10 protein-coding genes are annotated in these 13,611 nt (G+C 65.2%); 8 read left to right on the top strand and 2 right to left on the bottom strand.

Annotated features, from left to right (window positions below; all coding sequences use genetic code 11):
• Nucleotides 1-393 precede the first annotated feature (393 nt).
• Nucleotides 394-1,362 (top strand): catechol 2,3-dioxygenase, encoded by a 969-nt coding sequence (locus BRAD3257_RS23565; protein WP_122403813.1) that lies wholly within the window; start codon nucleotides 394-396, stop codon nucleotides 1,360-1,362.
• A 228-nt stretch (nucleotides 1,363-1,590) separates the two neighbouring features.
• Here the strand turns inward: BRAD3257_RS23565 and BRAD3257_RS23560 are convergent, their stop codons facing one another.
• Nucleotides 1,591-5,115: a molybdopterin cofactor-binding domain-containing protein gene (locus BRAD3257_RS23560; RefSeq protein WP_122403812.1), complete on the bottom strand. Its 3,525-nt coding sequence runs from the start codon at nucleotides 5,113-5,115 to the stop codon at nucleotides 1,591-1,593.
• Nucleotides 5,115-5,597 (bottom strand): (2Fe-2S)-binding protein, encoded by a 483-nt coding sequence (locus tag BRAD3257_RS23555; RefSeq protein WP_122403811.1) that lies wholly within the window; start codon nucleotides 5,595-5,597, stop codon nucleotides 5,115-5,117. Before BRAD3257_RS23555 ends, BRAD3257_RS23560 begins: the two co-directional genes overlap by 1 nt.
• A 240-nt stretch (nucleotides 5,598-5,837) precedes the next feature.
• On the opposite strand from BRAD3257_RS23555, the gene BRAD3257_RS23550 reads away from it, so the two are divergent.
• From BRAD3257_RS23550 to BRAD3257_RS23520, 7 genes are all read left to right on the top strand, one after another.
• Nucleotides 5,838-7,295 (top strand): 6-hydroxynicotinate reductase, encoded by a 1,458-nt coding sequence (locus BRAD3257_RS23550; protein ID WP_174221639.1) that lies wholly within the window; start codon nucleotides 5,838-5,840, stop codon nucleotides 7,293-7,295.
• Nucleotides 7,292-8,188, top strand: a complete 897-nt coding sequence (locus BRAD3257_RS23545) for a UPF0280 family protein (RefSeq protein ID WP_122403809.1) — start codon at nucleotides 7,292-7,294, stop codon at nucleotides 8,186-8,188. The genes BRAD3257_RS23550 and BRAD3257_RS23545 overlap by 4 nt, the downstream gene beginning before the upstream one ends.
• A 15-nt stretch (nucleotides 8,189-8,203) precedes the next feature.
• Nucleotides 8,204-8,788, top strand: coding sequence for an amino acid synthesis family protein (locus BRAD3257_RS23540; RefSeq protein ID WP_024338309.1), 585 nt, complete (start codon nucleotides 8,204-8,206; stop codon nucleotides 8,786-8,788).
• Nucleotides 8,789-8,819: 31 nt separating this feature from the next.
• The gene (locus tag BRAD3257_RS23535; RefSeq protein WP_122403808.1) at nucleotides 8,820-10,022 is read left to right on the top strand and encodes an ABC transporter substrate-binding protein; all 1,203 of its coding nucleotides are present in this window, start codon (nucleotides 8,820-8,822) and stop codon (nucleotides 10,020-10,022) included.
• A gap of 196 nt (nucleotides 10,023-10,218) precedes the next feature.
• Entirely contained in the window at nucleotides 10,219-12,108 is a 1,890-nt protein-coding gene (locus tag BRAD3257_RS23530; protein WP_122403807.1) for an ABC transporter permease, read from the top strand.
• Complete coding sequence (locus tag BRAD3257_RS23525) at nucleotides 12,105-12,896, top strand: ABC transporter ATP-binding protein (protein WP_122403806.1); 792 nt, start codon at nucleotides 12,105-12,107, stop codon at nucleotides 12,894-12,896. The genes BRAD3257_RS23530 and BRAD3257_RS23525 overlap by 4 nt, the downstream gene beginning before the upstream one ends.
• A complete protein-coding gene (locus BRAD3257_RS23520) occupies nucleotides 12,893-13,597 on the top strand; it encodes an ABC transporter ATP-binding protein (protein ID WP_027571698.1) in 705 nt (234 codons plus the stop codon). Before BRAD3257_RS23525 ends, BRAD3257_RS23520 begins: the two co-directional genes overlap by 4 nt.
• The last annotated feature ends 14 nt before the right edge of the window (nucleotides 13,598-13,611 follow it).

Here is a 13,611-nt window from a genome sequence, read left to right as displayed (position 1 = left end):
CCCTGACTATGCGCGGCCGTCGCTGCACAAACGGTTAAACGCCGGGCGCGCTCGCTCCATCAAATCCGCGACAATTCAGCCGATAGGTTTGTTCCTGATGCACATTTGCGGCTGAAATTGACGGAAAATGCTGTTTTCCCAGGTCAACGGATCGAGGGCCAACCTTAAAGGAAGATTTTACCATTCGGGCAGGCGGTTCGGAGCACCCGCCGGTCCGGCCGGGCCCGCCCGCCATTTGCAGCTGGGCCTCGCGGGGATTTGTTGACGAGACCTAATCATTTGTACATTAGTACAAATGAGTTCACTGCCATCGGCGCGGGTGGGCGACGTTGCGCCCTGCGTCCAATCGCGCCGTCCGGTACGGCAGATCGCGCCAGGTCCCAGGAGGAAATCATGCAGCCCGAACCGATCCTCGATCTCGCTCATCTCGGCCATATGGAGCTGTTGACGCCCAAGCCGGACGAGAGCCTGAAATTCTTCGTCAACGTGATGGGCATGACCGTGAGCGGACAGAAGGGCGAGTCGGTCTACCTGCGCGGCTGGGACGACTATGAGCGCTATTCGCTCAAGCTCACGGGGTCGAAGACGTCGGGCATGGGCCACATGGCGCTGCGCGCGCGCAGTCAGCAAGCGCTGGAACGTCGGGTTGCCGCGCTGAAGGGCTCCGGTTTCGATATCGGCTGGATCGACGGCGACATGGGGCAGGGGCCGACCTTCCGCTGCCGCGACCCCGATGGCCACATCGTGGAGCTCTATTACGAGACCGAATGGTATCAGGCGCCGCCGGAGCTGAGGCCAGCGCTGAAGAACCAGGCGCAGCGCTTTCCCGCGCGCGGCGTCAATGTCCGCCGGCTCGACCATCTCAACTGCCTTGCCGTCGACATCAAGGCCAACCGCGAGTTCTTCGAGAACTATCTCGGATGCCGTCTCACCGAGCAGATCGTGCTCAATGATGGCCGCGAGGCGGCGATGTGGCTGACGATGTCGAACAAAAGCTACGACTTCGCCTATTCGCTCGACCATTCGGGCGTGCCCGGCCGCTTCCACCATGTCACCTACGCGCTCGACAGCCGCGAGGAGATTCTTCGCGCCGCCGACATCTTCCTGGAGAACGGCGTGCATATCGAGACCGGCCCGCACAAGCACGCGATCCAGCAGACTTTCTTCCTCTATGTCTACGAGCCCGGCGGCAATCGCGTCGAAGTCGCCAATGCCGGCGCGCGGCTCATCCTCGCGCCGGACTGGAAGCCGATCGTCTGGACCGAGGAGGAGCGCAAGAAGGGCCAGGCCTGGGGATTGAAGACGATCGAGTCGTTCCACACCCACGGTACGCCACCGGTGGAGGTGAAGAAGCACGGTTAGAGCAATCTTGCCGACAGCATCGCTCTTTCCGTTCCTTTATCGCACACATTGGGCGTGCCGAACGAGCTCGGCCTGCATGGTTCGAGACGCCCCGCTTTGGCGGGCTCCTCACCATGAGGGTCTGATATCTCGCCGCAAAACGCGACCTCGTCCTGAAGGCCCGCCGCAGGCGGGCGTCTCGAAGGATGGCCGCAGGCGAGCCTCGTGCCATGCTTTTTTCGTATCGCCTTAGTGCGGATACGCTCGCACGCGCGCGATCGTCTCGCGCACGCCGGTCCATGCCGGCTTGTCCGGCGCGAACTGCCTGCGGAGGAAGGTGACGAGCTCCTCGACCTGTGCGTCGCTCAAGCTGTTCCTGAATGCCGGCATGTAGCCGAGGTCGCTCGACGCTGGCTCGGCGATGCCGTGCAGGATCACCTGCACGAGATTGTCCGATGTCGCGCTGTGCAGATTGCTGTTGAGCGCGAGCGAGGGCCGGCTGCCGAACAGCGGCAGGCCGCCGACCTCATGGCACACGGCGCAGGCGCCTTGATAGAGGCGCGCGCCGGTTGAAGAGGCGACGGTGACCTGCGTTGCGCTTTCCAGCCGTGCCGCAAGCGCATCCGGCGTCTCGGCTGCACTGTCGTTGAATGAATTGAGATAGACCGCCATCGCGCGGATGTCCTCATCGGGCAGGGTCTTGAGATCCCTGACGATCGGTGCCATCGGGCCGGCGGCGACGCCGTGATAGCGTGAATGGCCGGTGCGCAAATAGGCGTAGAGCTCATCCTCGCTCCACGGGATCGGCGCGTGCGAGAGCGAGGTCAGCGCCGGCGCTTCCCAGCCCTCGGCGAAGCCGCCGGCGAGATAGGCCTCGCGCTGCTCGGCGCCGAGCGCGTTGCGCGGCGAATGGCAGGCGCTGCAATGGCCGAGGCCCTCCACGAGATAAGCGCCGCGATTCCAAGCTTCCGACTTGGCGGGATCTGGCTTGAACTCGCGCGTCTGGTGGAACAGCGCGTTCCAACCCGCCAGCAGCGGGCGCAGATTAAACGGGAAGGCGAGCGTGTTGGCGGGTGTTGTCGCGCGCACCGCAGGCTGCGCCATCAGGTAAGCGTAGAGCGCTTGGAGGTCGGCGTCGCTGGTCTTGGAAAAATGCGTATAGGGGAAGGCGGGATAGAGCTGGCGCCCGTCGCGATGCAAGCCGTCGCGCATCGCGCGCTCGAAGGCGGGGTAGGACCAGGCGCCGATGCCGGTCTCGACGTCGGGCGTGATATTGGTCGCGTAGATCGTGCCGAACGGCGTCTGAAGCGCACGACCGCCGGCATTGAGCACGCCGCCAATGTTGGTGTGGCACTCCGCACAATTGCCGAGCGCGGCGAGCTGCTGGCCGCGCGCGATCGTCGCCGCGGAATAGACCGACGCATCGGGCCGCGCGATCGGCGCAATGGTGCGGCCCGGCATAAGCGCCGCGCCAACGCCGATCGCGGCGGTGCAGACGGCTGTAACGGCCGCGAAGATGCCGGCGCGTTTGGCGAACGGACTTTGCCAGATGCGAGCCGGCTGCGACGCCGCGGAGGTGGGCAGCGCCTGTGGCGTCGCCGGCGCATCGCCGTGCAAGCCTTTCAGGATTCGCTCAGGCGTGAACGGCGGCTCGCGGAAGCGCACGCCGGTGGCATCGAAGATTGCATTGGCAATCGCTGCCGCGCTCGGCATCGAGGCGGATTCGCCGACGCCGAGCGGCGGCTGGTCCTGACGCGGCAGCATCAGGACGTCGATCTTGGGCACGTCGGGGAATGGAATGATTGGATAGGCGCCCCATTCGCGCGCCGCCACCGCGCCGCGCTCGAACGAGACCTCTTCCATCAGCGCGCGGCTGGTGGACTGGATGACGTTACCGTGGATCTGGTGACGCACGCCATCGGGGTTGATCATCAACCCGGAATCCTGTCCCGCCACGACGCGTGTCACGCTGACCTCGCCGGTCGTCTTGTTCACTGCGACGTCGGCGACCCAGGCCGACCACGCCGCGCCATAACCGGGAAACTTGCTGTGGACGTAGAGCGCATAGGCAAAGCCGCGGCCGTGCACGATCTCGCCGTCCTTCTCCTCGCGCACCGGCCGCGGCGTCCAGCCGGCGCGTTCGGCGACGGCATTGACGAGATCGACGGCGCGCTGATCTTTCAGATAGCGCAGGCGGTATTCGATGGGATCGACGCCGGCTTCGGTTGCAGCCTCGTCGATATACGATTCATGGGCGAAGGTGTTGGGCAACGCCGAGACGCCGCGGAACCAGGAGGCGCGCACGATCGGCGCCATGTCGTGGGCGACGACGCGCATGTGGTCGTAATCGTAAGGCGGGATCGCGGTGCGGTCGCCCATCTGGAGCACGGCGGGATCGGGCGAGATGCGGCCGGTCAGCATCAGCGCCAGCGTCGGTGCGGCGTTCGAGGGATAGCGCGTGGCGAGATCGTAAGCGGCGATGCCGCCCTCGGCATCGAGCCCGCCATTGACGTCGATGAGCTGCGCGGTGCCCTTGGGCTCCCAGGCGTGCTCCTGCTCGCGCGTCAATTGTACGCGGACGGGACGGCCGACGGCGCGCGACAGCAGCAGCGCGTCGGCGGTGACATCGTCGGCGCAGTTGCGGCCGTAGCAGCCGGCGGCCTCCAAGCGGATGACCTCGATCTCGCTCTCGGGACGCTCGATCAGCAGCGCCAGATCGCTGCGCAGCACGTGCGGGTTCTGCGTGCCCGACCACACGCGGATATTGCCATCCCTATAATCAGCGACCGCACAGGACGGGCCGATCGAGGCGTGCATCTGATACGGCCAGATGTAAGTGCGCCGCATCGGCTTGGCCGCGCCTGACATCGCCTTTTCGACCTCGCCCTTGTCGATCAGCGTGCGCGGCGTCGACGGATTGGCGCGCAGCGCGGTCTCGACATCGGCGAGGTCGGTCAGGGTGGGTGTCGGTTTCCAGGCGACCTTGAGCTGCTCTGCCGCGCGGATCGCATTCTCCTCGCGCTCGGCGACGACGCCGACGAAATCGCCGATGCGTACCACCGCCACGAGCCCGGGGATGTCGCGCACCGAGGACTCATCCACCGCGATGAGGCTGGTGCCGACGAACGGTCCGGCATCGACGCCGGCATAGGGCGGCCGCACCACACGACCATGCAGCATGCCCGATACCCGGACGTCGTGCACGAAGGTCAGCTCGGCTGCGGCTTTCGCGGGTAGATCGACGCGCGGCACGGACCGGCCGACGATGGCGTAATCGCCAACGGCCTTCACCATGACATCTTCGGCAAGCTCGAGACGAATCGTTTCGCCGCCGATCAGCTCGCCATAGCTGACGCTGCGGTTGTCGTGGCCGCGCACGAGGCCGTCCTCGATCCTGAGATCGGCGGCCGGCAGCTCCAGCCGCTCGGCCGCGCGCGCGATCAAGAAGTGTCGCGCTTGTGCGGCGGCCTTCCGCAAGGGAACCGCGGTGATCTGGATGGTCTCGCTGGCGATCGTCGCGCCCTGGTTCGGCACCACGGCCGTGTCGCCGAGCACGACCACGACGCGCGCGAAGGAGACGTCGAGCTCCTCGGCGACGATCTGGCCGAGCGCGGTGCGAATGCCGGTGCCGAGATCGACATGGCCGTTATAGGCGGTGACCGAACCGTCTGCGGTGATGCGGACGAAGGTCTCGGATGTGATCTCGTCCACAGTGCGGGCGACGATGAGCGAACCCGATGGCCGCTCAGCTCCATTCCAAACAGGGGCGGCCATCAATCTGCGGCCTCGGCGAGCTGACCCGATGCGCGCATCACGGCGCGCAGGATTTCGACATGGGTGCCGCAGCGGCAGAGATTGTATTGTAACGCCGCGAGCGCCTCCTGCTCGGTCGGCCGCGGATTGATGGCGAGCAACGCCTTGGTGGTCATGATCATGCCGTTGAGGCAGTAGCCGCATTGCGCGGCCTGCTCGTCGATGAAGGCCTGCTGCACGACGTCCGGCTTGTCGCGGGTGCCGAGGCCCTCGAGCGTCACGACGTCGCGGCCGGCGCAGCCGCCGATCGGAATCACGCAGGAGCGCGCCGCCGCGCCGTCGATCAGGACAGTGCAGGTGCCGCATTCGCCGAGACCGCAGCCATATTTGGGGCCGTTGAGCGCGAGGTCATTGCGCAGCACATAGAGCAGCGGCGTGTCCCGCTCTGTTGTGACCTCGTGGATCCTGCCGTTCACAGTGAGGCGGATCGGTGTCTGCGTCATCCTCGTTCCCAAGCCCGCATGAAATTCGATGCCTGGACGATACCGTTTGTACACAAACGTGCAAGCCGTGCATGCCGCACTGCAGCGCGATTGCCTTCTTTGTGGACAGGGCGGATAGGCAAATGAGGTTTTATGCGGCAGCGGCATCTTTTGCGCTGCACCGCCGCTTGACAGGCCCGGGGGACCGCGCGCAACATCGTTCGTATACGAATGATAACTGCAGTGTCCGCCGGCTCTGACATGGTGACTGAAACGACGAGCGCCGTCATCGACAAGATCCGCTGCGATGCTTGTCCGGTGATGTGCTACATCAAACCGGGCGCGGCGGGCGCCTGTGACCGCTATGCCAATCACGACGGCAAGCTTGTCCGGGTCGATCCTCACGTGATCCTGGAACGCACCGTCTCGCATGGCGGCAAGCTGGTTCCGTTCAGTCGCACGGAAGACTGGGACGGCAAGATCGTCCACGAGCCCTCGACTTTTGTGACGGCGATCGGCGCGGGCACGACCTATCCCGACTACAAGCCGGCGCCGTTCATCGTCTCCGCGGAGGTCGATGGCGTCGACATGGTGACCGTCGTCACCGAAGGCATCTTCTCCTATTGCGGCATCAAGGTGAAGATCGACACCGACCGGTATCTCGGGCCGGAGACCGCGACTGTCCGCGCGCAGGGCGAGGCGGTCGGCCATGTCACCACCAGCGAATACGGCTCGCAGATGCTGTCGCTCGGCGGCGTGCATCATCTGACCGGCGGCTCCAAGAAGGAGGGGCGGGTCACCTGCGACACGCTGATGGATCTCGCCAATTGCAAGGCGGTGGAGCTGACCATCGACGGCGGCGCGACCGTGGTGGTGCAGGCCGGGCAACCGCCGATCGTCAACGGCGTCAAGGAAGAGCGCATGCGCGTCGGCTGCGGCTCGGCGACGATCGGCATGTTCGCAAAACAGTGGCACGGCAAGGTCGACGAGGTCGTCGTGGTCGACGACCACATCACCGGCGTCCTCAGCGAGCACCAGGCCGGCAAGCTGCTCGACATCCCCGACACCGGCATCAAGATGAAGGGGCGGCGCTCGACGCCCGGCCGCTATTTCCAGGTCGCCGATCCCGGCACGGGCTGGGGCGGCACCAACATCTCTGATCCCTTGTCGATCCTCGGGCCGTTCGATGCCAAGGAAGCAAAGCCCGGGCTGACCATGCTGATGGTCTCCACGACCGGGGAGCATTCGTCCTATTACGTGCTCGACGAGGCCTTGAAGCCGGTCGAGACTGAAATGCCGGCCGATTTGAAATTCTCGGTCGAGCGCATCCAGGAAAATTGCGAGCCGGCGCTGTGCACGGTGCTGTTCATGGCCGGCGCCGGCGGCTCGCTGCGCGCCGGCGTCACCGACAACCCGGTGCGGCTGACGCGTTCGGTGAAGGATGCGCTGACGCGCGTCACCAGCGGCGGCGCGCCGGTTTATGTCTGGCCCGGCGGCGGCATCACCTACATGGTCGATGTGACGCAGATGCCTTCCGGCGCGTTCGGCTATGTGCCGACGCCGGCGCTGGTTGCACCGATCGAGTTCACGATGAAGCTGACGGACTATGCCGCTCTCGGCGGGCACATGGATTATGTCAAGCCATTGTCCGAAGTGCAGAACGGCGAGGACGTGCGCCAGCTGTCCTGGCAGAACCCGATTCCGGGTCCACGGGCATGACACGGCGCCCGCAAATCGCATTGCTGTCTGATGGGCGGCGGCTGCATTTGCAGGATGGTCCGATCGATCTGATCGTGGAGGCGAGGGGACGCACGGACGAGGTGCGGGCGGCTTATGAGGCCGCGACGCTGCGGTTCACCGGATTGCTCGACGAGCTTTGCGCGGAGCTACCGCAATTGCGGTCCGCCGCTGAGGATCGGACGTCGCTGACGGGCGTTGTGGCGCGGCGGATGCACGCCGCGGTGGCGCCCTATGCCGCTGATTGCTTCATCACGCCGATGGCGGCCGTTGCCGGCAGCGTGGCGGAGGAGATTCTGAGCGCAATGCTGAACGCTGCGACGTTGGATCGGGCTTACGTCAACAACGGTGGCGACATCGCTTTTCATCTCGGCGCCGGTGAGCATTTTTCGGTCGGCTTGATGGATCGGCCTGACCGCGACGGCGTGATGCGGACGATGAGGATCGATGCGGATGACCCGGTGCGGGGCGTCGCGACCAGCGGGCGCCACGGCCGGAGCTTTTCGCTCGGCATTGCCGATGCGGTGACGGTGCTGGCGGCAACCGCTTCGCAGGCCGATGCGGCAGCGACCGTGATCGCCAACGCGGTCGATCTGCCCGGGCATCCGGCCATTGTTCGGCAGCCCGCGAACGAGCTTCAGCCCGACAGCGATCTCGGCGGGCGTCTTGTCACCCGCGACGTCGGTGAATTGTCGCCGAATGATATCGCCGCCGCGCTGGAATCTGGCGCGGAATGTGCACGGCATTTGTTCGATCGCGGATTGATCGAGGGTGCCGTGCTGCGGCTCTGTGGTGATATGCTTGTCATCGGAACCAAGGATATAGAAGAGCAACGAACGCGCCCGCTTGTGCTGGAGAGCGCGGTCTGTGCCTGAACGGGGAAGCGAAACATGAGCGCGATCATCCGCAAGATCGTCACCGTCGTCGAAGAGACGCAGATGGAGATGGGACGGCAGGTCTCGCCGCCGACCCGGCGTGCGGCGGCGATTGCCGTGATCGAAAACCCCTTTGCCGGGAAATATGTCGAGGATCTCTCGCCGCTGATTGCGATCGGTGAGGAGCTGGGCGAGCTCTTGTCGAAGCGCGCGGTGGCCGCGCTCGGCATCGATGGCGCCAAGGCGCAGAGCTACGGCAAGGCCGCGGCCGTCGGCGAAAACGGCGAGCTTGAGCATGCCGCCGCCATCCTCCACCCCAAGATGGGCGCGCCGGTGCGCAAAGTGCTGGGCAAAGGCGCGGCTCTGATCCCCTCGTCGAAGAAGCGCAGCGGGCCGGGCACGACGCTGGACATTCCGCTCGGTCACAAGGACGCGGCCTTCGTGCGCAGTCATTTCGACGGCATGGAGGTGCAGATCAATGACGCGCCGCGTGCCAACGAGATCATGGTCGCAGTCGCCGTCACCGACAGCGGCCGTCCGCTGCCGCGCGTCGGCGGACTGACGGTTGCGGAGATCAAGGGCGAAGACGGCTTGAGATAAGATACGTAAAGAGTGCAAACTGGAGGTTGGGATGCGAGCAAGAAATACTATCGTCGGCGCCGCCTTCGCGCTTCTGACGAGCGGCATGGCTCATTCGGCCCTGGCGCAGGACATCAAGATCGGCGAGATCAACAGCTATTCGCTGTTGCCGGCCTTCACCGAGCCCTATCGCAAGGGCTGGCAGCTTGCCGTCGAAGAGGTCAACGCGGCGGGCGGCATCAATGGCAAGAAGCTCGTCGTCGTTTCGAAGGATGATGGCGGCAAGCCGGCGGATGCGCAGACCGCCGCCAACGAGCTCGTATCGAGCGAGGGCGTTGCCATGCTCGCGGGCACGTTCCTGTCGAACATCGGTCTTGCGGTCTCGGACTTCGCCAACCAGAAGAAGGTGTTCTTCCTCGCGGCCGAGCCGCTGACGGACGCCATCACCTGGTCCAAGGGCAACAAATACACCTTCCGCCTGCGTCCCTCCAACTACATGCAGGCCGCGATGTTGGTCGAGGCGGCCGCCAAGCTGCCGGCGAAACGCTGGGCGACGATCGCGCCGAACTATGAATATGGCCAGTCGGCCGTTGCCGTGTTCAAGAAGCTGATGTCGGAGAAGCGCCCGGACATCCAGTGGGTCGACGAGCAATGGCCGCCGCAGGGCAAGATCGACGCCGGCCCGGTGGTGCAGGCGGTTGCCGCCGCCAATCCCGAAGCGATCCTCAACGTCACCTTCGGCGCCGATCTCGTCAAGCTCGTGCGCGAAGGCAACACCCGCGGCCTGTTCAAGGGGCGCGAGGTCGTCTCCTTCCTGACCGGCGAGCCGGAATATCTCGATCCGCTCAAGGACGAGACGCCGGAAGGCTGGATCGTCACCGGCTATCCCTGGTACTCGATCAAGACGCCCGAGCATGATGCGTTCCTCAAGGCCTACCAGGCCAAGTACAACGACTATCCGCGTCTCGGCTCGATCGTCGGCTACCAGACCATCAAGTCGGCAGCCGCGATTCTCGCGAAGGCCGGCTCGACCGATCCCGAGAAGCTGATCGCCGCGGCGGAAGGGCTGTCGATGGGCTCGCCGTTCGGCGAGATCACCTTCCGCAAGATCGATCACCAGTCGACGCTGGGCGCTTTCGTCGGCAAGACCGCGCTGAAGGACGGCAAGGGCGTGATGGTGGATTCGTCCTACAAGAAGGGTGCGGACTACCTCCCCAGCGACGCCGAAATCGAGAAGCTGCGGCCGAAGGATTGATCTCTTCTCCCTCGACCTGCTTGCGGGGAGAGGGTGGGGTGAGGGGGAGCCTCCGCGAGGGAGGTGACAGACTGGACTCGCGGAGACTCCACCTCACCCGAGTTTGCGCGTCGCGCAATTCGACCTCTCCCCGCAAGCGGGGAGAGGTGAACCAAGACCCGCGTGCCGCGGCACGCAACACCAACCCGGACCGCCGATGGCCTTTTACGTCGTACAGTTTCTGACCGGTCTCGCCAGCGCAGCGTCGCTGTTCCTGGTGGCGTCTGGCCTGTCGATCATCTTCGGCGTGACGCGGATCGTGAATTTCGCGCATGGCGCCTTCTACATGATCGGCGCCTACGTCGCCTTCACGCTGACCGAGCGGCTGTCGGGCGCGTTCGGCTTCTGGGGGAGCATCGTTCTGGCCGCGCTCGCCGTGGCGCTGATCGGCGTCATCGTCGAGATGGTGCTGCTCCGGCGCATCTATCATGCGCCTGAACTGTTCCAGCTGCTCGCGACCTTCGGCCTGACCTTGATGGTCGAGGATCTCGTCGTGCTGATCTGGGGGCCCGACGATCTCGTCGGCCGCCGCGCGCCGGGGTTCAAGGGCGCCATCGACTTCTTCGGCCAGAACATCCCGAGCTACGACCTGTTCCTGATCGTGCTTGGCCCCGTGGTGCTCGGCATCCTCTGGCTCTTGTTCCAGCGCACGCGCTGGGGCGTCTTGGTGCGCGCGGCGACGCAGGACCGCGACATGGTTGCCGCGCTCGGTGTCAATCAAAAGTGGCTGTTCACATCAGTGTTTGCCGTCGGCGTCTTCCTCGCCGCTCTTGGCGGTGCGCTCCAGATCCCGCGCGATGCCGTGCATCACGCCATGGATTTGCGCATCATCGTCGAGGTCTTCGTCGTCGTCGTGATCGGCGGCCTCGGCAGCATCGTCGGCGCCTTCGTTGCGGCGGTGCTGGTGTCCGAACTCAATGCCTTCGGCATCCTGATCTTCCCGAAGATCTCCATCATCCTGGTCTTCCTGGTGATGGCAGTCGTGCTGATCGTGCGTCCCTGGGGACTGTTCGGCAAACCGGAGGCGGCGGCGCGCAAGACGCCGGGTCTCACGGTCAATCCCTGGCGGCCACTGACGTCGAATGAGCGGCTCGCCTCGCTGGCAGCGCTGGCCATCGCGGCGACGCTGCCGCTGTTCGCCGGCAATTACGCGCTGACGGTCGGGTCGGAGATCGCGATCTTCGTGATCTTTGCCGTCAGCCTGCACTTCCTGATGTCGGTCGGCGGGCTCGCGTCGTTCGGTCACGCAGCCTATTTCGGGCTCGGCGCCTATGGCATCGCCTTCCTCGCCAAGATGGCGGGGCTGCCGATGATCGTGTGCCTGTTGCTCGGCCCGTTGCTCGGCTGTCTGGGCGCGGCGGTGTTCGGCTTCTTCGCGGTGCAGCTCTCCGGCGTCTATTTCGCGATGCTGACGCTCGCTTTCGCGCAGATCGTGTGGTCGATCGCGTTCCAGTGGGTGAACGTAACAGGCGGCGATAATGGCATTCTGGGCCTTTGGCCGTCGAGCTGGGCGGCGAGCCCGTCGCATTTCTACTGGCTGGCGCTCGGCGTCGCGGCGCTCGTCACGATCGCGTTGCGGGCCATGGTGTTCTCGCCGTTCGGCTACGCGCTTCGTGCCACGCGCGACTCGGTTCTGCGCAGCGAGGCGATCGGCATCAATGCCAAGCGCATTCAGTGGACCGCCTTCGTCATCGCGGGCACGACCGCCGGCATTGGCGGCGCGTTGTTCGCCTACCTCAAGGGCAGTGTGTTTCCCGACAATCTCGGTATCTCGCTGTCGGTCGATGCACTGGTCATGGTGCTGCTCGGCGGCGTCGAGACGGTGTCTGGCGCGGTGATCGGCGCGATCGTCTACAAGGCTTTGAACATCTGGCTGGTGAGCCAGACCGATCTGTCGAAGCTCGTGCTCGGAGGCTTCATCATGCTGATCGTCGTCGTCTTCCCCAAGGGCATCGTCGGCATGCTGGAGATGCTGGCGCAGCGCCGCAGGAAGTCCTCGCCGCCTGGATCCCCCTTGCTTGCCAAGCCGATCGAGTCCGCCGAATGAGCGTTGCACCCCCACTTCTCGCGGTCGAAAGCCTGACCAAATCCTATGGCGGCATCCATGCCGTGCGCGGTGTGTCCTTCTCGCTGCAGGCCGGCGAGATCCTGGCGCTGATCGGGCCGAACGGCGCGGGCAAGAGCACCTGCTTCGACATGCTCAACGGCCAGAACAAACCGGACTCGGGGCACGTCCGCCTGCGCGGCGAGGAAATCACAGGCCGGAAGCCGCGTGAGGTGTGGCGGCTCGGGGTCGGCCGCACGTTCCAGATCACTGCGACCTTCGCCACGATGACCGTGCGCGAGAACGTGCAGGTCGCGCTGATCTCGCACGGGAAACAGCTGTTCAATCTCTTCGGCTCGGCGCCGAAGTTCGACCGCGGCGAGGCTGGCCGCCTGCTCGAACTGGTCGGCATGGGCGGTTACGCAGACCGTCCCTGCGGCGAGCTTGCCTATGGCGACCTCAAGCGGCTCGAGCTTGCGGTCGCGCTCGCCAACCAGCCGAAATTGCTGCTGATGGACGAGCCGACCGCCGGCATGGCGCCGCGCGAGAGGGTCGATCTGATGCGGCTGACCGCGCGCATCGCGCGCGAAAAATCGATCGGCGTGCTCTTCACCGAGCACGACATGGACGTGGTGTTCGAGCATGCCGACCGTATCATCGTGCTCAACCGCGGCACGTTGATCGCCGAGGGCTCGCCGGCCGAGGTGCGCGGCAATCCGCAGGTGCAGGCGGTCTATCTCGGCGAAGGCCTGGTCTACGATGCCCGCCATCGCGAGGGAGCCTCGACATGAAGCTCACTGTGCAGGACCTCAACAGCCACTACGGCCCGGCGCACATCCTGTTCGACATCGGCTTCGAGGTCGGGGAGGGCGAGGTGGTGGCGCTGCTGGGACGTAACGGCGCCGGCAAGTCGACGACGTTCCGCTCGATCGTCGGCCTCGTGGCGCAGCGCTCCGGCCGCATCATGTTCGAAGGCAAGGACGTCTCGGCGAAGCCGACCCATGAGATCGTGCGCGAAGGCCTCGGCTACGTGCCGGAGGAGCGGCGCATCTTCACCGACCTCACGGTTGAGGAAAACCTCGAAGTCGGCCGCCAGCCGAAGCGGCCGAACGCGCCGCACTGGACGCGCGAAAAACTGTTCGCGCTGTTTCCAAATCTCGGCGAGATGAAGAACCGCCCGGGCGGGCGCATGAGTGGCGGCGAGCAGCAGATGCTGACGATCGCGCGCACGCTGATGGGCAATCCCTCGCTGGTGCTGCTGGACGAGCCGTCGGAAGGCCTGTCGCCGAAGATCGTGGAGCAGATGGTCGATGCCATCCTGACCATGAAGAAGGAGGGCGTCAGCATCGTCGTCTCCGAGCAGAATCTGCATTTCGCGCGACTGATTTCGGACCGCGCCTACATCATCGAGCGCGGCCGCATCTGCTTCGGCGGCACCATGGCCGAGCTCGACGCGCGTCCGGATATCCGCGACGCGCATCTGTCGTTGTGAGGCAAGGGGAAGGG

This window comes from Bradyrhizobium vignae, assembly GCF_900324035.1.
GTDB classification, from domain to species: Bacteria; Pseudomonadota; Alphaproteobacteria; order Rhizobiales; family Xanthobacteraceae; genus Bradyrhizobium; species Bradyrhizobium vignae.
This window is presented reverse-complemented; position numbering and strand designations above follow the sequence as displayed.